The sequence below is a fragment of the Paenibacillus sp. GP183 genome (assembly GCF_900104695.1).
Classification (GTDB): domain Bacteria; phylum Bacillota; class Bacilli; order Paenibacillales; family NBRC-103111; genus Paenibacillus_AI.
This window is the reverse complement of record NZ_FNSW01000001.1, coordinates 3,238,923-3,262,725: the sequence shown is the minus strand read 5'-3', so window position 1 is coordinate 3,262,725 and position 23,803 is coordinate 3,238,923. Positions and strand designations below refer to the sequence as shown.

22 protein-coding genes and 1 other annotated feature are annotated in these 23,803 nt (G+C 46.4%); all 22 genes read left to right on the top strand.

The window, feature by feature from the left end; genetic code table 11:
- Window positions 1–6 precede the first annotated feature (6 nt).
- The 22 genes from gltX (at window position 7) to tuf (ending at window position 23,193) form a co-directional block, all read left to right on the top strand.
- On the top strand, window positions 7–1,464 hold the full coding sequence (gltX, locus tag BLV33_RS16100) for a glutamate--tRNA ligase (RefSeq protein WP_090793827.1): 1,458 nt from the start codon (window positions 7–9) through the stop codon (window positions 1,462–1,464).
- A gap of 338 nt (window positions 1,465–1,802) precedes the next feature.
- A complete protein-coding gene (gene cysE, locus BLV33_RS16095) occupies window positions 1,803–2,474 on the top strand; it encodes a serine O-acetyltransferase (RefSeq protein ID WP_090793821.1) in 672 nt (223 codons plus the stop codon).
- The gene (gene cysS, locus BLV33_RS16090) at window positions 2,455–3,852 is read left to right on the top strand and encodes a cysteine--tRNA ligase (protein ID WP_090793818.1); all 1,398 of its coding nucleotides are present in this window, start codon (window positions 2,455–2,457) and stop codon (window positions 3,850–3,852) included. The genes cysE and cysS overlap by 20 nt, the downstream gene beginning before the upstream one ends.
- Complete coding sequence (locus tag BLV33_RS16085; protein WP_290439054.1) at window positions 3,849–4,298, top strand: Mini-ribonuclease 3; 450 nt, start codon at window positions 3,849–3,851, stop codon at window positions 4,296–4,298. The genes cysS and BLV33_RS16085 overlap by 4 nt, the downstream gene beginning before the upstream one ends.
- Window positions 4,291–5,031: a 23S rRNA (guanosine(2251)-2'-O)-methyltransferase RlmB gene (gene rlmB / locus BLV33_RS16080; RefSeq protein ID WP_090793812.1), complete on the top strand. Its 741-nt coding sequence runs from the start codon at window positions 4,291–4,293 to the stop codon at window positions 5,029–5,031. The genes BLV33_RS16085 and rlmB overlap by 8 nt, the downstream gene beginning before the upstream one ends.
- A 3-nt stretch (window positions 5,032–5,034) precedes the next feature.
- A complete protein-coding gene (locus BLV33_RS16075; RefSeq protein ID WP_090793808.1) occupies window positions 5,035–5,547 on the top strand; it encodes an NYN domain-containing protein in 513 nt (170 codons plus the stop codon).
- A gap of 117 nt (window positions 5,548–5,664) precedes the next feature.
- Complete coding sequence (sigH, locus tag BLV33_RS16070) at window positions 5,665–6,309, top strand: RNA polymerase sporulation sigma factor SigH (protein ID WP_090793805.1); 645 nt, start codon at window positions 5,665–5,667, stop codon at window positions 6,307–6,309.
- Window positions 6,310–6,521: 212 nt separating this feature from the next.
- Window positions 6,522–6,671, top strand: coding sequence for a 50S ribosomal protein L33 (gene rpmG / locus BLV33_RS16065; protein ID WP_090793802.1), 150 nt, complete (start codon window positions 6,522–6,524; stop codon window positions 6,669–6,671).
- Window positions 6,672–6,690: 19 nt separating this feature from the next.
- Window positions 6,691–6,903, top strand: coding sequence for a preprotein translocase subunit SecE (secE, locus tag BLV33_RS16060; protein ID WP_090793797.1), 213 nt, complete (start codon window positions 6,691–6,693; stop codon window positions 6,901–6,903).
- A gap of 30 nt (window positions 6,904–6,933) precedes the next feature.
- Entirely contained in the window at window positions 6,934–7,467 is a 534-nt protein-coding gene (gene nusG, locus BLV33_RS16055) for a transcription termination/antitermination protein NusG (RefSeq protein ID WP_090798964.1), read from the top strand.
- Window positions 7,468–7,560: 93 nt separating this feature from the next.
- Complete coding sequence (rplK, locus tag BLV33_RS16050) at window positions 7,561–7,986, top strand: 50S ribosomal protein L11 (RefSeq protein WP_090793792.1); 426 nt, start codon at window positions 7,561–7,563, stop codon at window positions 7,984–7,986.
- 114 nt (window positions 7,987–8,100) lie between these two features.
- Window positions 8,101–8,793 (top strand): 50S ribosomal protein L1, encoded by a 693-nt coding sequence (rplA, locus tag BLV33_RS16045; protein ID WP_090793789.1) that lies wholly within the window; start codon window positions 8,101–8,103, stop codon window positions 8,791–8,793.
- Between the two features lie 51 nt (window positions 8,794–8,844).
- Window positions 8,845–9,002 (top strand) — a sequence feature (ribosomal protein L10 leader region).
- A 68-nt stretch (window positions 9,003–9,070) separates the two neighbouring features.
- Window positions 9,071–9,565 (top strand): 50S ribosomal protein L10, encoded by a 495-nt coding sequence (rplJ, locus tag BLV33_RS16040; RefSeq protein ID WP_090793785.1) that lies wholly within the window; start codon window positions 9,071–9,073, stop codon window positions 9,563–9,565.
- Window positions 9,566–9,610: 45 nt separating this feature from the next.
- On the top strand, window positions 9,611–9,973 hold the full coding sequence (gene rplL / locus BLV33_RS16035) for a 50S ribosomal protein L7/L12 (RefSeq protein WP_090793781.1): 363 nt from the start codon (window positions 9,611–9,613) through the stop codon (window positions 9,971–9,973).
- A 165-nt stretch (window positions 9,974–10,138) separates the two neighbouring features.
- Complete coding sequence (locus BLV33_RS16030) at window positions 10,139–10,738, top strand: class I SAM-dependent methyltransferase (protein WP_090793778.1); 600 nt, start codon at window positions 10,139–10,141, stop codon at window positions 10,736–10,738.
- 366 nt (window positions 10,739–11,104) lie between these two features.
- The gene (gene rpoB, locus BLV33_RS16025; RefSeq protein WP_090793774.1) at window positions 11,105–14,641 is read left to right on the top strand and encodes a DNA-directed RNA polymerase subunit beta; all 3,537 of its coding nucleotides are present in this window, start codon (window positions 11,105–11,107) and stop codon (window positions 14,639–14,641) included.
- A gap of 70 nt (window positions 14,642–14,711) precedes the next feature.
- A complete protein-coding gene (gene rpoC, locus BLV33_RS16020; protein WP_090793771.1) occupies window positions 14,712–18,332 on the top strand; it encodes a DNA-directed RNA polymerase subunit beta' in 3,621 nt (1,206 codons plus the stop codon).
- Between the two features lie 179 nt (window positions 18,333–18,511).
- Window positions 18,512–18,763, top strand: coding sequence for a ribosomal L7Ae/L30e/S12e/Gadd45 family protein (locus BLV33_RS16015; protein WP_090793767.1), 252 nt, complete (start codon window positions 18,512–18,514; stop codon window positions 18,761–18,763).
- Window positions 18,764–18,919: 156 nt separating this feature from the next.
- Window positions 18,920–19,339: a 30S ribosomal protein S12 gene (gene rpsL / locus BLV33_RS16010; RefSeq protein ID WP_090793763.1), complete on the top strand. Its 420-nt coding sequence runs from the start codon at window positions 18,920–18,922 to the stop codon at window positions 19,337–19,339.
- A gap of 45 nt (window positions 19,340–19,384) precedes the next feature.
- A complete protein-coding gene (gene rpsG / locus BLV33_RS16005) occupies window positions 19,385–19,855 on the top strand; it encodes a 30S ribosomal protein S7 (RefSeq protein ID WP_090793759.1) in 471 nt (156 codons plus the stop codon).
- Window positions 19,856–19,888: 33 nt separating this feature from the next.
- Window positions 19,889–21,964, top strand: a complete 2,076-nt coding sequence (fusA, locus tag BLV33_RS16000) for an elongation factor G (protein ID WP_090793756.1) — start codon at window positions 19,889–19,891, stop codon at window positions 21,962–21,964.
- A 38-nt stretch (window positions 21,965–22,002) separates the two neighbouring features.
- Window positions 22,003–23,193, top strand: a complete 1,191-nt coding sequence (gene tuf, locus BLV33_RS15995) for an elongation factor Tu (protein ID WP_090793754.1) — start codon at window positions 22,003–22,005, stop codon at window positions 23,191–23,193.
- Window positions 23,194–23,803: the final 610 nt, after the last annotated feature.

The window sequence follows — 23,803 nt, the reverse complement described above, 5'->3', positions numbered from 1 at the left end:
TTATCAATGACGACTAATTCATTAAGAGTGCGTTATGCACCTAGCCCGACAGGGCATCTTCATATCGGCGGCGCGCGTACAGCGCTGTTCGATTATTTATTGGCGCGCGCAAGCGGTGGAGCTTTTATCATCCGCTTTGAAGATACAGATCAAACCCGGCACCAAGAATCGGGGATCGGCAATCAGTTGGATGGTTTGAAGTGGTTGGGGCTTGATTGGGATGAGAGCGTAGATGTCGGCGGTCCCTATGGGCCTTATCGGCAAATGGAACGGTTGCACCTGTATCAGCAATACGTAGACCAAATGCTGGATCAAGGCAGCGCCTACCGCTGCTTTTGCTCTGAGCTGGATTTGGAGCAGGAACGCAGCGAGCAGGAAGCCCAGGGTGAAATGACCGGTTATTCAGGCAAGTGCCGTCATTTGACCAAGGAGCAGGCAGCGGCTTTTGAAGCTGAGGGTCGTAAGCCGTCCATTCGCTTTCTAGTTCCGGCCGACAGGATCATTGCTTTTGAAGACAAGGTGCGGGGACACGTAGAATTCGATTCAAATGGGATTGGCGACTTTATTATGGTTCGTCCCGATGGCATTCCGACGTATAATTTTGCTGTTATTGTCGATGATCATTTAATGAAAATTAACCTCGTCCTTCGCGGCGAGGAGCATTTATCCAATACTCCCCGACAAATCATAATGTATGAGGCGCTCAGGCTGCCTGTTCCGGAATTCGCGCACTTGGCGTTGATTCTTAATCAGGACCGTAAAAAGATGAGCAAACGCGATGAATCCATCCTGCAGTTTATTCAGCAATACAATGAACTCGGTTATCTTCCCGAGGCCGTCGTTAATTTCATTGCTTTGCTCGGCTGGTCTCCACAAGGTGAAGAAGAGATTTTTACCCTGGAAGAGCTGATTGAACAATTTGACCTGGATCGTGTATCCAAGAGCCCAGCTGTTTTTGACATGGATAAGCTCAATTGGATGAACAATCTGTATCTGAAAAAAACAGCGCTCGAACGTGTCGTGGAGCTTTCGCTGCCCCATCTGCAAAAGGCGGGGTACATTTCGGCTGATCCGGATGCCTCAACGATGGAATGGGTGACTGCTTTAGTTGGCATCAATCAGGAAAGAATGCGCTTTGCTGCAGAAATCGTTGAATTATCGGCGCTGTTCTTCAAGGAAGAACTCATTGTGGACGAAGAAGCCCGGGCGATCCTGTCCGAAGAGCATGTGCCGATTGTACTGAGGGCTTTTTTGGAGCAGGTTCATCAATCGGACGAGTTAACCGTCCAAGGCATGCCCGAGCTGCTGAAAAATGTTCAAAAAGAAACGGGCTTTAAAGGCAAGCAGTTGTTCATGTCCATTCGTGCTGCCTTGACAGGTCAAGTGCACGGACCGGATTTGAATGTATCGCTTTATTTGCTCGGCAAAGAAAAAATTGCAGCTCGACTGGAGAAATTATTGTAAACCTGGTTTAGATTCGTTATACTTAACGAATGAGAAGAGCGTTGATCAGGAGAGTACGATTAAGCCGGGATTCCCAGCGAGGATAACCGAAGCTATCCAGCTTTGGGTGAAAGTTATCCATTCCCCTTAACCGGAAATGCACCTGTGAGCTGCTGTTCCGATCCGCTTGCAGAGCGGGGTAGGTTCAGCCGAATGGCCCGCGTTAAGGGGTTCGAGTTGGGAGACTTCATAGTCACCAAGCAGAGTGGAACCGCGTTGAAACGCCTCTGCAGCCTTTTGGCTGCAGGGGCTTTTTAACATTATAAGGATGCGTTCAGCGTCCGAAAGAAGGTGAGTGCATGTGGAAATCAATCAAGTCTGATATAAGAGCCGTTTTCGAAAACGATCCCGCTGCGCGCAGCTTGTTCGAAGTTGTATTTACATATTCCGGAATTCATGCAATCTGGTGGCATCGCATTGCCCACTGGTTTTATAAGCATGAGCTTTTCACGATTGCCCGAATCTTATCGCAAACAAGCCGCTTTATCACGGGAATTGAGATTCATCCCGGGGCAAAACTGGGCAATCGATTATTTATCGACCATGGCATGGGAGTGGTTATCGGGGAGACGTGTGAAATTGGCGATGACGTTATCCTTTACCAAGGGGTAACGCTTGGCGGTACCGGCAAGGAAAAAGGAAAGAGGCACCCAACGATCGGTAATAATGTCGTGATTTCATCAGGAGCCAAGATACTCGGTTCCTTCCGGGTAGGAGACAATTCCCGCATAGGTGCCAATGCTGTTGTTCTTGAAGAAGTACCTGCCAACTCAACCGTAGTGGGCTCGAAGGGAAGAATTGTCAAGCGTGATGGTGTGCGGATCAACCGATTGGACCATGGCAATGTCCCCGATCCGGTGTTGGACCTCTGCCGTCACCTGCAGAGGCAAATTGATGAATTAAAAGCTGAGCTTCAAGAAGAAAAACAGAAGAACGGGGGACGCAGAGAACATGACACTCAGAGTGTATAACACCTTAAACAGGCAAAAAGAGGAATTCGTTTCCATTGAGCCGGGCAAAGTAAGAATGTATGTGTGCGGACCGACCGTCTATAATTATATTCATATCGGAAATGGCAGACCCGTTATTTTCTTTGATGTGGTTCGCCGCTATTTGGAAACGCAGGGCTATGAAGTCAACTATATAGTCAATTATACAGATGTTGATGATAAAATGATCCGAAAAGCTGAAGAGCTGGGCATCACAGTACTCGATGTTGCGGAAACGTTTATCCAGGCTTTCAAGGAGGATATTGCTTCACTTCGCGTCCGTGAGGCCAACCTGAATCCAAGGGTAACCGAAAACATAGATGAAATCATTAAGTTCATTGAAGGGCTGGAGCAAGAAGGCTTTGCCTATGCGAATGGCGGAGACGTCTATTATCGTACAGGCAAATTTGAGGATTATGGCAAGCTGTCCCATCAGAACCTCAATGAGCTTCAATATGGCATACGAATCAATGTGGATGAGCGTAAGGAAAATCCGCAGGATTTTGTCCTCTGGAAGGGTGCGAAGCCAGGTGAGATTTCATGGGAAAGCCCATGGGGACTCGGACGTCCGGGCTGGCACATCGAGTGCTCGGCTATGGTGCGCAAGTATCTGGGGGATACGATCGATATCCATGGCGGAGGCCAGGATTTGACTTTCCCGCACCATGAATGTGAAATTGCCCAAACTGAAGCGCTGACCGGAAAGACCATGGCCAATTACTGGCTGCATAATGCCTTCCTCAATATTGACAATGAGAAAATGTCGAAATCACTTGGCAATGGGATTTTAATACGCAACTTGGTTAAGAACGTTCGACCGGAGTCGTTTCGCTTCTTCATGCTTTCTGCGCATTACCGTAATCCGCTGAACTTCAGCGATGAAAGCTTGGTGCAAGCCGGCAATGGGCTTGAGCGTATTCAGAATTCTTATGATAATCTCAAGCATCGCTTCGGCATTGCCCAAGAAGGCGCTGCTCCGGATGAGCTCGCCGCCCGCGTTCAAGAAATCTCCGCTCAATTTAAGGATAAGATGGATGACGATTTTAATACCCCGGATGCTATCACGGCGGTTTTTGATCTTGTAGCAGAGGCTAATTTATATTTGCAGCAGGCACGAGTCAGCCGTTCTGGTTTGCAGCTGCTGATCGATCAATTTCATGCTTTTGACTATGTTTTGGGAATACTACGCCAAGAAGCCGGTGAGCTTTTGGATGAGGATATTGAGCAGCTTATCGTAGAGCGGACTAATGCGCGCAAGGATCGGAATTGGACTCGCGCGGATGAGATTCGTGATCTTTTAACCAATAAAGGCATTTACCTGGAAGACACTCCCCAAGGTATCAGATGGCGCCGCAAATGAGTGAATCGTTCATGGACGCCAATTTGTTCCATTTTCCGCCAGCCAAACCTCCCCATCTGTTAAATCCGCTGGTGCTGGCTTATATCGGAGATGCGGTGTTTGAAGTATATATTCGCCAGTACGTCATCTCACATCTGAATCACCGCCCCAATCATTTGCATCAAACAGCGACCAAATACGTATCGGCCAAGGCTCAATCCAGGCTGCTGGAAGGACTGATGCCCATTTTGACGGAAGAAGAGAAGAGCATCGTCAAGAGGGGCAGGAATGCCAAATCGGGCACAACCGCCAAAAACGCGAAAGTGCTCGAATACCGGTACAGCACAGCCTTTGAATGCTTGATCGGCTATTTGTACTATACGCAGGCCTATGAAAGATTAAAGGAACTGATGGATATTGCAGTTACCTCAATGCCAAACTCCAAGGAGGGAAATCGCAATGGATGAGGAGTATATCGGCGGCAAGCACTCCGTACTTGAAGCGCTTCGCTCCGGGAGAACGATCAACAAAATTTGGATCGCGGAAAGCGTACAAAAGCAATTTGCCGGACCCATCGTTGCCGAAGCCAAAAATAATGGCGTCATCGTGCAGTTTACTGACAAGCGCAAGCTCGACCAAATGACCGAAGGTATCCAGCATCAAGGCGTAGTTGCCCAAGTAGCGGCCTATGAATATGTCGAGGTTGAGGACATCATCGCCAAAGCCAAAGAGCGAAATGAAGAGCCTTTCCTATTAATATTGGATGAAATAGAAGATCCCCATAATCTGGGTTCGATACTTCGAACTGCAGATTGCACGGGTGTACATGGGGTCATTATTCCCAAGCGCAGGTCGGTAGGCCTGACGGCAACTGTGTCCAAAATCTCGGCGGGAGCGGTGGAATATGTACCTGTTGCCCGAGTAACCAACATAGCCCAAACCATCGACACTTTGAAAGAAGCCGGGATATGGATAGCAGGAACGGATGTATCTGCAGCTCAGGATGTTTATAAAGCGAGCTTCACTCTTCCGATCGCGCTCATCATAGGCAATGAGGGGAAAGGCGTTGGGCGATTAATCAAGGAAAAATGTGACTTTTTAGTCAAGCTTCCCATGGCCGGGCATATTAATTCGCTGAATGCTTCCGTAGCGGCAGGTGTCTTGATGTATGAAGTTGTAAGACAGCGAAGCCAGAGCTAGGGCATGGAAGAGTTTTTGATTGTCGACGGCTACAACATTATTGGAGCCTGGCCGGAGCTGCAAAAGCTCAAGGATACCGATCTTGAAGCTGCGCGAGATAAACTGATCCACATGCTGGCGGAATATCAATCCTTTTCCGGGATGAAGGTATATCTGGTGTTCGATGCATACAAAGTTCCGGGTCTGGGAAAAAAATATTTACAAAGCCGATTACGGGTCCTGTACACCAAAGAAAAAGAAACGGCGGACGAGCTGATCGAGAAATTGGTTACGCGGTTGATGGGCAGGCGCAAACAGATTTATGTAGCTACTTCTGATATGATCGAGCAGCATGTCATTTTCGGGAAAGGTGCGCTGCGCCTGCCTGCAGGGGAGTTATTGGTGAAGCTGCAGCAAAGCCAAAAAGAGCTGCAGGTGAAGCTTCGCGAGGAAATACCTTCCAACCGCAATACCTTCGACAATAATCTCAAAAAGGACGTTAAAGATCTGTTCGAAAAGTGGAGAAGAGGCAAATAAAACGCCCAAATGCTAGAAATGGCGCGGTTCCCCGTTGACGGTTTCCGATTCTATCATGTATACTTATCCTATCTTTTAAGTGAATCTGGGTAATGCTGCAGGCCGGAGGGATTGTTGGTGAGTGTCGACCTCAAAGAACTGAGAACGCAAGACTATGACCTCAAGACAGACGAGGATATAGTCGAAGCAGTCCGTGTTGGCAGTAGTGAAGCATTGGAATACCTGATCAACAAGTATAAGAACTTTGTTCGTGCAAAGGCACGGTCCTATTTTTTAATAGGGGCTGACAGGGAAGACATCGTGCAGGAAGGCATGATAGGTTTATATAAGTCTATTCGTGACTTTCGTGGCGACAAGCTGGCTTCATTCAAGGCATTTGCTGAACTGTGCATTACGAGACAGATTATTACGGCGATCAAGACTGCGACTCGGCAGAAGCATATTCCTTTGAATTCCTATGTTTCTTTGGACAAGCCTATATATGACGAAGATTCAGATCGCACCTTGCTCGATGTCATTTGCGGTTCCCGTGTTACGGATCCTGAAGAGCTCATCATCAATCAGGAAGAGTTTAGCGGTCTTGAAGACAAGATGGGAGAAATTCTTAGTGATTTGGAACGGCGGGTGCTGATGCTGTATCTGGACGGCAGATCTTATCAGGAAATTGCTGTGGATCTGGATCGCCACGTGAAATCTATTGATAATGCGTTACAGCGAGTGAAGCGAAAGCTCGAGCGTTATTTGGAAGTAAGAGATTTGTAAGACAGCACCCGGCTGCTCTAGCAGGGGTGTTTTTTTTATATATTACATGTTTAATAGCGCCGTGCGTGGCCGATACTGTAGACGTTACTTCTTCCTTGACACTCAATATTCACTTGTGATAAAGTATATCGGGTAGCCCTAAAATGTCGCTTTATTTTTGATGCGCAAAAAAGGGGCTGAACTTTAGAAAGTGTCTGTAGGAGGTGTACATCATGCGGGTTATTATTACCTTAGCGTGCACTAGTTGTAAACAAAGAAACTATGCATCCACTAAAAATAAGCGTAACAATCCAGACCGTCTTGAGTTGAAAAAATATTGCAGATTTTGCAACGAACATACGGCTCATCGCGAAACCAGGTAGTTCTTTGGAGGTGTAGTTAGTGGCTTTTTTAGCTAAAATGAGACAGAGCTTTGGTTCCTCGTTTTCGTTCTTCACCGACAGTTGGGCTGAACTCAAAAAGGTAAAATGGCCGAGCCGTAAAGAAATGATTACCTACACGCTTGTCGTTATTGGTACGGTAGCTTTTGTTACTGTCTATTTCTTTTTGCTGGATCTTGGGATCAGTGAACTGCTGCGCCTTGTTTTTAAATAAACAGGACTATAGGTGAATTAAAAAATGGAAATGGAAAAAAGATGGTACGTCGTACATACCTATTCAGGGTATGAGAACAAAGTGAAAGCCAACCTGGAGAAGCGCGTTGAATCCATGGAAATGCAGGACAAGATCTTTCGTGTGCTCGTGCCCATGGAAGAAGAACTGGTAAACAAGGACGGCAAGAAAAAAATCGTCATGCGTAAAGTTTATCCCGGTTATGTTCTGGTTGAAATGGTGCAGACCGATGATTCCTGGTATGTCGTTCGCAACACGCCTGGTGTTACCGGTTTCGTAGGTTCAACAGGTTCAGGATCCAAGCCGACTGCACTCCTTCCTGATGAAGTAGAAGCCATTCTGAAGCACATGGGTATGGAAGAGCCGAAGCCGAAGATCGACTTCGAACTCAGAGAAACCGTGCGCGTGAAGGTCGGGCCTTTTGCCAATTTCGTTGGAACTGTGGAAGATATTATTGCCGACAAGAGCAAGCTGAAGGTTCATGTGAACATGTTTGGTAGAGAGACTCCGCTTGAGCTTGATTTTACTCAGGTTGAGAAGATATAAGAGTCACTGCCAGGTCTATTCATCGGGATAGACCTTCGCTAGTGGGAGGGTTCAATGCCCGCTTAACCACACTATGGCAAGGAGGTGTCAAACATGGCAAAGAAGGTAATTAAAGTAGTTAAGCTTCAAGTTCCAGCTGCAAAAGCAAATCCAGCACCGCCAATCGGTCCGGCTTTGGGTCAAGCAGGTGTGAACATCATGGCTTTCTGTAAAGAGTTCAATGCTCGTACAGCAGACCAAGCGGGACTTATCATTCCGGTTGAAATCTCCGTATTCGAGGATCGTTCCTTTACATTCATCACCAAAACGCCTCCGGCCGCAGTATTGCTTCGCGTTGTTGCCGGTATCGAAAAAGGTTCCGGAGAGCCTAACAAGAAGAAAGTTGCAACTGTAAAGCGTGCTAAAGTTCGTGAAATCGCTGAGCAAAAGATGCCCGACCTGAACGCTGCATCCGTAGAGGCTGCAATGCGCATGGTTGAAGGTACTGCTCGCAGCATGGGAATCGTCATCGAAGATTAATTCCGCAAGGAATGCAGCTCATTAAGCAATTGCTTATGAAGAAAGTTTTCTCTGAAAACTCTCAGTTGCTCGGTGGGAGGATTATCCGCTAATACCACTTAGGAGGAAAAGAAAATGCCGAAACACGGGAAGAAATTCCAAGAGGCTTCCAAGCTAGTTGATGCTGAAGCCCTGTATGATCCGTCAGAAGCCATTGAGCTTGTGAAAAAAACAGCTCCGGCCAAATTTGATGAAACTGTAGATGTTGCAGTTCGTCTGGGTGTTGACCCAAGAAAACAAGACCAGGCTGTTCGTGGCGTTGTTGTACTGCCGCACGGTACTGGTAAAACCAAAAGAGTACTCGTTTTTGCTAAAGGTGACAAGGCCAAAGAAGCAGAAGCAGCAGGTGCTGATTTTGTAGGCGATCAGGATATGATCAACAAAATTCAACAAGGCTGGTTCGAATTCGATGTTTGTGTAGCTACTCCGGACATGATGAGCGAAGTGGGTAAACTGGGACGTATTCTCGGGGGTAAAGGTTTAATGCCAAACCCGAAAGCCGGAACAGTAACCTTCGACGTGACCAAAGCCGTTCAGGAGATCAAAGCGGGTAAAATCGAATACCGTCTTGACAAAGCCGGTCAAATTCATGCTCCACTGGGTAAAGTGTCGTTCGATGCCGAGAAGCTTCAAGAAAACTTCCGTGCCTTGATTGATTCCCTTGTCAGAGCGAAGCCTGCAGCAGCTAAAGGTGTTTACCTGAAGAATGTTGCTATCTCTTCGACAATGGGACCTAGCGTTCGAGTGAACTTGACTTCCTTCAGATAAGGTATCGTCCGATTGACTTCTACAGTCATTCATGATATTCTGTCTAAGGTTCAAAAATGAATACGCAAACCGTAGACAGTAGGTGCTCTTCTTGAGCTTAATTTCCTACCGAGGTGTTATGATAAAACGATCCATTTCTTTGGTAACAAGGAAAAGAGTCAGCGAATCATGCCTTCGTACATTCTACGAAGGCATTTCTTATTTCATAAGAAATGCTAACACGGCCTACTGTTTGCACAAGTGTAAGAAACAAATGCATAAGAAGTGAGGTGTATCTATGGCAAACGCGAAAATTATTGCAGAGAAGGAACTGGCTGTATCCGAAGTGACAGAAAAGCTGAAAAACAGCAAATGCACAATCGTTACGGATTACCGCGGATTGAATGTGTCTCAAGTGACTCAGCTGCGCAAATCATTGCGTGAAGCTGGTGTAGAGTTCGCAGTCCTCAAGAACTCATTGACTAGAAGAGCTACTGCAAAAGCAGAGTTAACTGAGTTGGATCCATTCTTAGTGGGCCCGACTGCGATTGCATTCAGCACTGGTGATATTGTGGCTCCTGCCAAGATCTTAACGGAATTCGCTAAAAAGAATGACAAAATGAGCGTTAAAGCTGGTGTGGTTGAAGGCCGCGTTGTCGGTAACGATCAAATCAAAGCTTTGGCGGAACTGCCTTCCAAAGAAGGGCTTCTGTCCATGCTGCTTAGCGTTTTACAAGCTCCAGTTCGCAACTTTGCACTTGCTGTTAAAGCAGTGGCTGAAAAACAAGCTTAAAATTTCAAAACAAAAAAATCCTATGATAATAATGGAGGTTTACCCATGAGTAACGAACAAATCTTAGAAGCTATTAAAGGCATGACAATCCTGGAATTGAACGATCTGGTTAAAGCAATTGAAGAGGAGTTCGGCGTTACTGCAGCAGCTCCGGTAGCATCAGGCGGCGGCGCAGCAGTTGCTGAAGTAGAAGAGCAATCCGAATTTGATGTTATCCTGACTAGCGCAGGCGCATCCAAAATCAACGTGATTAAAGTCGTTCGCGAAATCACAGGTCTTGGCCTGAAAGAAGCGAAAGATCTGGTTGACAGCGCTCCGAAAGCAATCAAAGAAAAAGTGGCTAAAGAAGAAGCTGACGCTGTTCAAGCTAAACTTACTGAAGCAGGCGCAACTGTCGAAGTAAAGTAATTTTAATGTCAAGCCAACCTCTTGAAGCTTATCTTCAAGAGGTTTTTATCAGTTGATGAGAAAGTATAAGTTATTCTAAACTTATCCTTGCTTCGCATCAACTTTGACAAACACGCTCGTCACTTATGACGGCGCCGTTTATCTTTGTGAAGGGAGCAGCGAAACGTGTCGGAGCACTATTACACGAAACGCCCAACTGCACAGCATGACCTCCATAGCACGGAAGAATTGCTCAGGGGTCATAAGTTTACATTTGTAACCGATAGCGGTGTGTTCTCGAGAAAAGGTGTGGATTACGGAAGTAAGCACCTGATTGAGACAATGGAATTAGCGCAGGATGCTCGAGTTCTTGACGTTGGGTGCGGTTATGGACCTATCGGACTAGCAGCGGCTTACCTTTGTCCAGAGGGTCATGTGACCATGATAGATATTAATGAACGAGCGGTGGAGCTAGCTATAGAGAATGCCGAAAGTAATGGCATCGACAATGTCACCATTATTCAAAGCGACCTATTCGATAAGGTGCAAGGCGACAAGTACGATGTGATTCTTACGAACCCACCCATTCGGGCTGGCAAAGAAACCGTCCATCGCATTTTTACAGATGCCTATGAGTTTCTCGTCAACGGCGGTTCCCTGTGGGTCGTTATTCAAAAGAAACAAGGGGCTCCATCCGCATATACGAAACTGGAATCTATTTACGGCGATGTGGTTGAAGTGTCAAAAGATAAAGGCTACAGGATTTTTAAAGCTACCAGATCTTAAGCAAACAAGCAGTCCAATGGACATTGAGGAAAAATGTTTGACTTGACATTTGCGATATGGTATCATTAAAAAATGTCAGTATTAAGCTGGGACACATGTCTTTACCAGCAAAAATGTCAAGTCTTTTTTTCGGAAAGGGATGAATAAAATTTCAAAAACTGCGTATAATGCGGAAATTTTAGGCAACTCTAACATGATGAAAAGAAATATATGGAAATACCTTGTGGAAAAGCAGAGAAAAACCTCCATCCTATACAGTCGCTTTGTTCGGACGGGCTCCAATTAACGGAGGCGGTCCTGAGTGTGTCGGTAGAAGGTTTTCTTCTTTATTTTTACTATTGATTAGACTTGAGGGGTGAATGAAAGTTGGCGGGACAACTTGTTCAATTTGGACGGCGTAAACGCAGGACTTATGCACGAATTAATGAGGTGCTGGGCATTCCCAATCTGATTGAAATCCAGCAAAAATCATATGAATGGTTTCTGGATGAAGGATTGCGTGAAATGTTTCAGGATATTTCTCCGATCCAGGATTTTACGGGGAATCTGATTTTGGAATTTATCGACTATAGCTTGGGTGAGCCCAAATATTCTGTCGATGAATCCAAAGAGCGAGACGTGACTTATGCGGCACCGCTTAGAGTGAAGGTCCGTTTAATTAACAAGGAGACCGGGGAAGTCAAGGAACAAGAAGTGTTCATGGGGGATTTCCCTGTTATGACGGAAACCGGTACGTTTATCATCAACGGCGCGGAGCGTGTAATTGTCTCCCAACTCGTTCGTTCTCCCAGCGTTTATTATAGCACGAAAGTGGATAAAAACGGTAAAAAAACTTATACGGCTACGGTTATTCCGAACCGCGGAGCGTGGCTTGAATTAGAAACAGATGCCAAGGATATCATCTATGTGCGTATCGATCGGACTCGGAAGATTCCGGTCACCGTGCTCCTTAGAGCTTTGGGCTTTGGAACGGATGCAGAAATCATAGAGCTGCTTGGCGACAATGAATATATTCGCAATACGCTGGATAAAGACAACACAGATTCCACGGACAAAGCGTTGATCGAAATCTATGAACGTTTGCGTCCGGGCGAGCCTCCTACACTTGATAATGCTAGAAGCTTGCTGGTTGCACGCTTTTTTGATCCAAAACGCTATGATCTAGCAAACGTGGGACGCTACAAAATTAATAAGAAGCTTCATATTAAGAACCGTTTGTTCAATCAGAGGCTTGCTGAAACGTTGATCGACCGTGAAACAGGGGAGATCATCGCCGAAGCTGGACAGCTTTTGGATCGCCGCGCATTGGATGAGATTTTGCCTTTCCTGGAAAAAGGCGCAGGTTTCAAAGAATATAACATTCCTAATGGCGTTACGGATGTCCAGCATATTCCTGTTCAATGCATCGAAGTATACTCGCCTATTGAAGACGGCAAGGTCGTTAAAGTAATCTCTAATGGTATTATTGATAAAACCGTTAAGAATATTACACCTGCCGATATTATTTCTTCGATTAATTATTTTATAAATCTTCTTCATGGCATTGGAAACACGGATGATATTGATCACCTTGGAAACCGCAGATTGCGTTCCGTGGGTGAGCTTCTCCAGAACCAATTCCGTATCGGATTATCCCGTATGGAGCGTGTTGTTCGGGAGCGTATGTCGATTCAAGATGCCAACGTCATCACGCCGCAAGCATTGATCAACATACGTCCGGTGATCGCTTCGATTAAAGAGTTCTTTGGCAGCTCTCAGCTCTCGCAGTTTATGGATCAAACGAATCCCTTGGCGGAATTGACTCATAAAAGGCGGTTGTCTGCACTCGGACCCGGCGGTTTGACGCGGGAACGCGCAGGTTTTGAAGTCCGTGACGTGCATCACTCACACTATGGCCGGATGTGCCCGATTGAAACACCAGAGGGTCCGAATATTGGTTTGATCAACTCTCTATCCACTTTTGCCAGAATTAATGAATATGGTTTCATCGAAGCGCCTTACCGTTGGGTAGATCCTAAGACCGGTATCGTTACGGAGCAAATCAGCTACTTAACAGCCGACGAAGAGGATAACTATGTCATCGCGCAAGCAAATGCGGAGCTGACTCCGGAAGGTAAATTCGCCGAGGAGACCGTTATCGTTCGTTTCAAGGATGATAACCTCACATTGCCAATCGAGCGTGTGGATTACATGGACGTTTCTCCGAAACAAGTAGTTTCGGTAGCAACAGCATTGATCCCGTTCCTGGAAAATGATGACTCCAACCGTGCTTTGATGGGTTCGAACATGCAGCGTCAAGCTGTTCCGCTCTTGATTCCGAAAGCGCCTTTGGTCGGTACGGGAATGGAACACAAGTCCGCCAAGGACTCCGGTGTATGTATTGTTTCCAAATTTGACGGAATTATCGAAAAAGCATCGGCCAATGAAATTTGGCTGCGCCGACAAGAGATGGTAGACGGCAAGCTGGTGAACGGAAATCTCGTTAAACACAAGCTGCATAAGTTTATGCGGTCCAACCAAGGTACGTGCATCAATCAACGTCCGATTGTCAAAAAAGGCGAATTGATTAAAGCAGGCGATATCATGGCGGACGGCCCGTCCACAGAAATGGGCGAATTGGCTCTTGGACGCAACGTTGTCGTAGCCTTCATGACTTGGGAAGGTTACAACTATGAGGATGCGATTCTGCTTAGCGAGAAGCTGGTGAAGGAAGATGTATATACTTCCATTCACATTGAAGAATATGAGTCCGAAGCCCGCGACACCAAGCTGGGACCTGAGGAAATCACAAGAGACATCCCGAACGTTGGGGAAGATGCGTTGAAGAATCTGGATGAGCGTGGAATTATCCGTGTGGGTGCAGAGATTGGAGCTGGAGATATCCTGGTTGGTAAAGTTACGCCTAAGGGTGTTACTGAACTGACAGCGGAAGAGCGTTTGCTCCATGCCATTTTCGGTGAAAAAGCACGTGAAGTGCGTGACACTTCACTCCGTGTTCCTCATGGTACCGACGGAATTGTCGTGGATGTCAAAGTATTTACCCGCGAAAATGGCGATGAGCTTCCTCCGGGTGTGAATCAGCTTGTTCGAGTGTATATCGCGCAAAAACGGAAAATCTCTGAAGGCGATAAAATGGCCGGACGCCATGGTAACAAAGGGGTCGTAGCCCGCATTCTTCCTGAAGAAGATATGCCGTTCCTTCCCGATGGAACACCGGTTCAAGTTGTGCTTAACCCGCTCGGCGTTCCTTCCCGGATGAATATCGGTCAAGTGCTTGAAGTTCACTTGGGCATGGCCGCCAAGTATCTGGGTATTCACACAGCTACTCCGGTTTTCGACGGAGCGCGTGAGTATGACGTGTTTGATTCCATGGAAGAAGCAGGCATGCAGCGTAACGGAAAGACCATCCTGTATGATGGCCGTTCCGGTGAGCCGTTTGAGCGTGAAGTTACCGTGGGTGTCATGTACATGATCAAGCTTGCACACATGGTTGATGATAAAATCCATGCCCGTTCCACAGGGCCATACTCGCTTGTTACCCAGCAGCCGCTCGGTGGTAAAGCGCAGTTCGGTGGGCAACGTTTCGGGGAAATGGAAGTTTGGGCGCTTGAAGCTTATGGCGCAGCTTATACCCTGCAAGAAATCCTTACCGTTAAATCCGATGATGTCGTAGGCCGTGTAAAAACTTATGAATCCATTGTTAAAGGTGAAAATGTACCAGAGCCGGGCGTACCGGAATCCTTCAAGGTTTTGATCAAAGAGCTTCAAAGCTTGGGCATGGACGTCAAAATCCTTTCCGGCAACGAAGAAGAGATCGAAATGCGGGAATCGGACGACGATGATGAGGTTACCAGCGACAAGCTGAACCTCAACCTGGAAGGCGCCGAAATGGGAATGGAATAAGTGAACTCGTTCCAAATGCACTAAAGTACACAGCATTGCTAAGGTATATATTCTTAAGGAGGGTTGCTCCTTGTTAGATGTCAATAACTTTGAGTACATGAAAATCGGCCTAGCTTCACCTGACAAAATCCGTTCTTGGTCCCGCGGGGAAGTCAAGAAACCGGAAACCATTAACTACAGAACGTTGAAGCCGGAAAAAGAAGGACTCTTCTGTGAGAAAATCTTTGGGCCAACCAAAGATTGGGAATGCCATTGCGGCAAGTATAAGCGTGTCCGTTATAAAGGCGTTGTTTGTGACCGCTGCGGCGTAGAAGTGACCCGTCAAAAAGTACGCCGTGAGCGTATGGGTCATATCGAGCTTGCAGCACCTGTTTCGCACATCTGGTATTTCAAGGGAATTCCATCCCGTATGGGACTTGCGCTGGATATGTCTCCAAGATCCTTGGAGGAAATTATCTATTTCGCCTCTTATGTGGTTACGGATCCAGGAGATACACCACTGGAGAAGAAACAGCTGTTATCCGAAAAAGAATACCGCAGCTACCGTGAGAAGTATGGCTATGCGTTTCATGCCGGAATGGGTGCTGAAGCTGTGAAAAAGCTGCTTCAGGATATCGAAATCGAAAGAGAAGTCGATATGCTGAAGGAAGAGCTCAAAACAGCGCAAGGACAGCGCCGTAACCGTGCGATCAAGCGTTTGGAAGTTATGGAAGCTTTCCGTAATTCCAAGAACATGCCGGAATGGATGGTACTTGATGTACTTCCAGTCATCCCGCCTGAACTGCGTCCGATGGTTCAACTGGATGGCGGACGTTTTGCCACTTCCGATCTTAACGATTTGTATCGCCGTGTAATTAACCGGAACAACCGTCTGAAGCGATTGCTCGATTTGGGCGCTCCGGACATTATCGTTCAGAACGAGAAGCGTATGCTTCAAGAAGCTGTCGATGCATTGATCGATAACGGCCGTCGCGGCCGTCCGGTAACAGGTCCTGGTAACCGTCCGCTTAAATCCCTCAGCCATATGCTGAAGGGTAAGCAAGGACGTTTCCGTCAGAATCTTCTTGGTAAACGTGTCGATTACTCCGGTCGTTCCGTTATCGTTGTAGGTCCTGACCTGAAGATGTACCAATGTGGACTTCCGAAGGAAATGGCACTTGAATTGTTCAAGCCTTTTGTCATGAAAGAGCTTGTAAACAAAGGACTTGCACATAACATCAAGAGCGCGAAGCGTAAAGTAGAACGAGTAAGCCCGGATGTTTGGGATGTACTTGAAGAAGTCATTAGAGAGCATCCGGTTCTTCTGAACCGTGCTCCCACATTGCATAGATTGGGTATTCAAGCGTTTGAGCCCATTCTGGTCGAAGGGCGTGCCATCAAACTGCATCCGCTCGTTTGTACAGCTTACAATGCTGACTTTGACGGTGACCAAATGGCTGTTCACGTACCCTTGTCCTCGGAAGCGCAAGCGGAAGCTCGCGTGTTGATGCTCGCATCCGGAAACATTTTGAATCCTAAGGACGGCAAGCCTGTAGTAACTCCATCACAGGATATGGTTTTGGGAAGCTTCTATCTAACTACAGATAATAAGTTTGCCAAAGGTGCACTCAATATCCTTAGATCCGTGAACGAAGCGGTTTCTGCTTATCAATCAGGCAGATCAGCTCTTCATGCGAGAGTTGCTATTCCAGCAAAAGTTCTTAATAAAACCAGCTTCACGCCTAAGCAGCAGGAAGCCATGCTGATCACGACGATTGGTAAGATCATTTTCAATGAGATTTTCCCTCCAGATCTGCCATTTATTAATGAGCCAACCAAAGCTAACCTGCTAAACGGTATCCCGGATTCACACTTTGTATTCGATAAAGGTGCTGATTTGAATGCCATCATGCAGGAACGTCCGGAAGGCAAAGCGGTAGGTAAGGAATATCTCGGTACGATCATTGCGGAATGTTTCCGTAAGTACCAAACAACTCAAACGTCTATGATCCTTGATAAAATCAAAGAATTAGGCTTTACGTACTCCACGAAGGCGGGTATCACCGTTGCTGTGTCGGACGTTGTCGTTCCGAAGGAAAAGGACCAAATTATTCATGATTCCGATGAAAAAGTTCGCTACGTCACGAATCAATATCGTCGCGGTTTAATCACCGATGAAGAGCGTTATGACCGTGTCATTACGATCTGGAGTAAGGCGAAAGACGAGATCACCGAGATTCTCATGCAATCACTGGACAAATATAACTCTATCAACATGATGGTCGAATCCAAGGCTCGCGGTAACAAATCGCAGATTACACAACTTGGCGGCATGCGCGGACTGATGGCTAATCCATCCGGTAAAATCATGGAGCTTCCAATTAAATCGAACTTCCGTGAGGGACTTACGGTTTTGGAATACTTCATCTCCACGCACGGTGCGCGTAAAGGTCTTGCCGATACAGCGCTTCGTACAGCGGATTCCGGTTACCTGACTCGTCGTCTGGTTGACGTTGCCCAAGATGTGATCGTTCGTGATGAAGATTGCGGCACCGACAAAGGCTTCATGGTCAGCAAAATTCAAGACGGTAAAGAAGTGATCGAAGATCTCTACGATCGTATTGAAGGACGCTATGCTTTTGAAACCCTGCGCAATCCGCAAACTGGGGAAGTTATCGTAAACCGCAATGAATTGATTGAAGCCGGAACAGCGGATGAAATCATTAAAGCGGGCATCGAGAAGCTACAAATTCGTTCTGTGCTCAGCTGTCGTTCCAGACATGGTGTTTGTAAAAAATGCTATGGCCGTAATCTGGCAACTGGCCAGCATGTGGAGATTGGTGAAGCTGTAGGTATCATTGCCGCACAGTCCATCGGAGAACCGGGGACACAGCTGACTATGCGTACGTTCCATACCGGGGGCGTTGCCGGAGATGATATCACACAAGGTTTGCCGCGTATTCAGGAGCTATTTGAAGCACGGAATCCGAAAGGGCAAGCGATTATTTCCGAAATCGACGGTGCCATCAAGGAAATTCGCGAAGTCAAGGATCGCCGCGAGATTGAAGTTCAAGGTGAAGCTGAATCCAAAACTTATGCAGTGCCTTACGGTTCGCGTATCCGTGTTTCGGTGAACCAACAAATCGAAGCAGGTGACGAGCTGACCGAAGGTTCGATTGACCCTAAAGAGATGCTTCGCATCAAAGGTATCCGCGGCGTTCAAAACTACATCCTGCAAGAGGTTCAACGTGTTTACCGGAACCAAGGGGTGGAAATTAACGATAAGCATATCGAGGTTATGGTTCGTCAAATGTTGCGTAAAATCCGTATCGTGGATGCAGGTAATACCACTCTGCTTCCAGGCGCTTTCGTAGACATCCATGAGTATGAAGAAGCGAACAGAACGGCTCTCTTCTCGGACACTGAACCGGCTGTTGCCAAGCCTATATTGCTTGGTATTACCAAGGCTTCTCTGGAGACTGATTCCTTCTTGTCCGCAGCTTCCTTCCAAGAGACAACACGTGTCTTGACGGATGCAGCGATCAAAGGAAAAGTCGATCAATTGCTCGGTCTTAAGGAGAACGTGATTATCGGTAAGCTGATTCCAGCGGGAACAGGAATGCCTCGTTATCGGAATATCCGTATCACGAATCCGAATGAGACTCCAGTCGTTAATGAAGGGCTGGAGAAAGAAACCGTAGCTGTAGAATAAATGGTATGAAAAGCTAGCGGAGAAGCAGGCTCTTAGGGGTCTGTTTCTCGGTGGCTTTACTAAAAATAAATATTTGATGAACAGATGTATTGTTCTTGACACTGCTTTTTTGAAATGCTAATATATCAAAGTGTGCCTATGTTAGTACTCTTTACTGTGTACTTTGGAGGATAGACTTAATGTCTTATGATAAAGTGAAACAGGCCAAGAACGTCAGCATTGGTACGAAAAAAGCAACACGAATGATTGAGCTGGGATTAGCTACCGAAGTTTTTGTTGCCAAAGATGCAGATCCGCGATTGACGATAAGAATGGTGAACCTCTGTAAAAAGAAGGACGTTCAAGTAACCTACGTTGATTCTATGAAGTTGCTGGGTAAAGCATGTGGAATTGAAGTTGGAGCTGCCGTGGCAGCGGTTGTAAATGAATGAATCGCAATGTTTTTGGTACCTTGTGATGCTGATGATTTTTCGGAATTGAGGCGAAAAGGGCAAACAAGAACCTTACTTTTGTCCATTTATGACTCGCCTGGATCTGTGGGCTTGCAATAAGAAGTGATTTTATGATTCTAGGAAGGAGGTGGCGAAATGCCAACAATTAACCAGTTAGTACGTAAGGGTCGTGAAGCGAAGGTGGATAAATCCAAATCCCCGGCTTTGCAAAAAGGGTTTAACGCTCTGAAAAGAGAATCAACCAATTTGAGTGCTCCTCAAAAACGCGGTGTTTGCACTCGTGTAGGTACAATGACTCCTAAAAAGCCAAACTCTGCTCTACGTAAATATGCGCGTGTTCGTTTGACAAACCGTGTAGAGGTAACAGCCTACATTCCGGGTATTGGACATAACTTGCAAGAGCATAGCGTGGTGCTTATTCGTGGAGGAAGAATTAAAGATCTTCCAGGGGTACGTTACCATATCGTACGTGGTGCTTTAGATACGTCCGGCGTAAACAACCGTAAACAAGCTCGTTCCAAATATGGTGCGAAGCGTCCGAAAGTTAAGAAATAAGATTGACTATACTATGGATGATTTTTTCAAGAAAGGGGGATAACTATGCCTCGTAAAGGTCCAGTTACTCGCAGAGATGTATTGCCAGATCCGATTTATAACAGTAAGCTTGTTACCCGTCTCATTAACCGCATCATGATCGACGGAAAAAGAGGGACAGCTCAAACCATTTTATATAATGCGTTTACTTTGATCCAGGATCGTACCGGTAAAGAGCCAATGGAAGTGTTCGAAGCAGCGATCAAAAACATCATGCCAGTTCTTGAAGTTAAAGCACGCCGTGTAGGTGGAGCTAACTATCAGGTTCCAATTGAAGTTAGACCTGAACGCCGGAGCACTTTAGGACTCCGTTGGTTGGTCAACTATTCTCGCTTGCGCGGTGAGAAGACAATGGAAGAAAGACTAGCTTTTGAAATTATTGACGCTAGCAACAATACAGGTTCTTCCGTTAAGAAACGTGAAGATACACACAAGATGGCTGAAGCTAACAAAGCATTCGCTCACTATCGTTGGTAGAATAAAATATACATTCAGAAAGGAGACATACCTATGGCTAGAGAGTTCTCCTTAAAAAATACACGAAACATTGGGATTATGGCTCATATTGATGCCGGTAAAACGACAACTACTGAGCGCATTTTGTACTATACAGGCCGTGTGCACAAAATCGGTGAAGTTCACGAAGGCGCTGCAACAATGGACTGGATGGAGCAAGAGCAGGAGCGCGGAATTACGATTACTTCCGCTGCAACTACAGCGCAATGGGAAGGTCACCGCATCAATATTATCGATACCCCGGGACACGTAGATTTTACCGTTGAGGTAGAGCGTTCCCTTCGTGTATTGGACGGAGCGGTTGGGGTTTTCAGTGCCAAAGAAGGCGTTGAACCACAATCCGAGACGGTCTGGAGACAGGCTGACAAGTATGGCGTCCCACGGATCGCATACGTGAACAAAATGGATATCATCGGAGCCGATTTCTTGGGTGTTGTTGATTCCATGCGCTTGAAGCTTGGTGCTAACGCGGTTGCTATTCAGCTTCCGATTGGCGCTGAGAATGATTTCAAAGGGATCATTGATTTGATTGAGGAAGTTGCGTACATGTACAAAGACGACCTTGGTAAAGACATTGAGAAAATTGAAATTCCGGCCGAGTATAAAGATAAAGTAGCGGAACTAAGATTAGAGTTAGTAGAAAAAGTGGCTGAGCTTGACGAAGATTTGACGATGAAATATCTGGAAGGTGAAGAAATTTCCATTCCAGAAATCAAAGCTGCTTTGCGTAAAGGTGTAGTCGACGTTAAAATCTACCCTGTAATTTGCGGTTCTTCTTATAGGAATAAAGGTGTACAGCTAATGCTGGATGCGGTAATTGATTACCTGCCTGCTCCTATCGATGTTCCAGATATTAAAGGTGTGCTAGAAGACGGCACTGAAGTGATTCGTAAATCCGATGACTCTCAGCCGTTCTCAGCACTTGCTTTCAAAATCATGACGGATCCTTTCGTGGGCAGACTTACATTCTTCCGTGTTTACTCTGGTGTATTAAGCTCAGGATCTTATGTGCTTAATGCAACTAAAGGTAAACGCGAACGTGTTGGTCGTATTCTCCAAATGCATGCAAACGCCCGTCAAGAAATTAGTGACGTCTATTCCGGTGACATTGCAGCAGCTGTTGGTCTGAAAGATACAACTACTGGCGATACCTTATGTGATGAAAAGAATCCAGTTATTCTTGAATCCATGAACTTCCCTGAGCCCGTTATCCAGCTTGCCGTTGAACCAAAAACCAAAGCTGACCAAGATAAAATGGGTATTGCTCTGCAAAAGCTGTCTGAAGAAGATCCGACTTTCCGTGCTCATACAGATGAAGAAACCGGTCAAACGATCATAGCGGGAATGGGTGAACTTCACCTTGAAATCCTCGTTGACCGTATGCTTCGCGAATTCAAAGTAGAAACCAATGTGGGTAAACCACAGGTTGCTTACAGAGAGACATTCCGCGAATCTGCTAAAGTTGAAGGGAAATTCGTACGCCAATCCGGTGGCCGCGGTCAATACGGGCATTGTTGGGTTGAATTTTCTCCTCAAGAAGCAGGTGCTGGGTTCTTATTCGAAAGCAAAGTAGTCGGCGGATCTATTCCTAGAGAATACATCGCTCCTATTCAAGCTGGTATTGAAGAGTCCATGAAAAATGGAGTTATTGCTGGATTCCCGCTCGTCGATATCAAAGCAACTGTCGTTGACGGATCCTATCATGATGTTGACTCCAACGAAATGGCGTTCAAAATTGCAGGTTCCATGGCTCTTAAAGCGGCTAAGGAAAAGTGCAAGCCAGTTCTTCTAGAGCCAATCATGAAAGTAGAAGTAACAGTACCTGAAGAGTACATGGGCGATGTGATGGGTGACCTGAACTCCCGCCGTGGACGTATTGAAGGTATGGATAGCCGTCATGGAGCGCAAGTCATTCGTGCCAAGGTTCCTCTCTCCGAAATGTTTGGATACTCCACTACACTTCGCTCGAGAACACAAGGCCGTGGTGTCTACTCGATGGAACTCTCCCATTATGAAGAAGTACCTAAGTCCATTGCAGAAGAAATTATTGCAAAAGGCAAAGGCGCTTAAAATAATTTATTTGTAACCACTAAGGAGGAATTGTTCAAATGGCAAAAGCTAAATTCGAACGAAATAAACCGCATGTTAACATCGGTACAATCGGTCACGTTGACCATGGTAAAACAACTTTGACTGCAGCAATCACAACTGTACTTTCCAAAAGATACGGTGGAGCCGCAGTAGCCTTCGATCAAATCGATAAAGCACCAGAAGAGCGCGAGCGCGGTATCACCATCTCCACAGCTCACGTTGAGTACGAAACTCCTAATCGTCACTATGCACACGTTGACTGCCCCGGACATGCTGACTATGTTAAAAATATGATCACTGGTGCAGCACAAATGGACGGAGCGATCCTGGTTGTTTCCGCAGCTGACGGCCCTATGCCGCAAACTCGCGAGCACATCCTGCTTTCACGTCAAGTAGGCGTTCCTTACATCGTTGTATTCTTGAACAAATGCGACATGGTTGATGACGAAGAGCTTCTTGAGCTGGTTGAAATGGAAGTTCGTGACCTGCTTAACGAATATGAATTCCCAGGCGACGACACTCCAATCATTCGTGGAGCTGCTCGTGAAGCATTATCTAATCCAGAAGGTCCTTGGGGTGATAAAATCATCGAGTTGTTCGAGCAAGTTGATACTTATATCCCAACTCCAGAGCGTCAAACCGATAAGCCTTTCCTTATGCCGGTTGAGGATGTATTCTCAATCACTGGCCGTGGAACAGTTGCTACAGGCCGTGTAGAGCGTGGAACTGTTAAGATCCAAGAAGAAGTTGAAATCGTAGGTATTGCTGAAGAAACTCGTAAATGCGTTGTAACCGGCGTAGAGATGTTCCGCAAATTGCTCGATTCCGCTCAAGCTGGTGACAACATCGGAGCATTGCTTCGTGGTGTAGAACGTAAAGACATCGAGCGCGGCCAAGTACTTGCCAAGCCAGGTTCCGTTAAACCACACACTAACTTTACTGCACAAATTTACGTTCTAACTAAAGAAGAGGGTGGACGTCATAAGCCTTTCTTCACAGGCTACCGTCCTCAGTTCTACTTCCGTACAACTGACGTAACCGGAATCATCAGCCTTCCAGAAGGTACTGAAATGGTTATGCCTGGTGATAACATCACTGTTACTGTCGAACTGATCAACCCGATCGCTATCGAAGAAGGAACTCGTTTCGCTATTCGTGAAGGCGGACGTACCGTTGGTGCAGGCGCGGTTGCTACCATTCAAAAGTAAGTAGGTCGATCCCCCAAACCCCCTTCTCTAAGGGGGCTCCAAGGGCAGCCGCCCTCTGGACACCCGCAAGGTTGGGGAGGGAGAGACTTATAGAGTACCCATGATAATTTTAGCGGCATGAGTCGCTTTAGTCCCTACGGAACACGCTTTACTATATATATAGAAGAAACGCTCATCACCTCCATGGTGATGGGCGTTTTTTTCGGGGACCCGCTCTTGTTGTAGAAAGTAACTCCAACATAGAGCGTGTCCCCGTAGGGGACAAGAGCAAAGCATCACCTCTGCGGTGATGATTGATTTTTCGGGGACCCGCTCTTGTGTAGTAAGTAACTCCAACGTAGAGCGTGTCCCCGTAGGGGACAAAAGCAAGGCATCACCTCGATGGTGATGATTGTTCTTTCGGGAACCCGCTCTTGTGTAGTAAGTAACTCCAACGTAGAGCGTGTCCCCGTAGGGGACTAAAGCGATCCTTGCAAATATTCCCTAGGAGCGCTGAAGTATCTCTTTCTCCAGCTTTCCGGTTCCACAGGGCGGGAGCCCTTGGGGTCCCCCTTTGCAAGGGGGATTTAGGGGGATGGTCCCACTTAAATTTCTGCTTGCATTTACATTT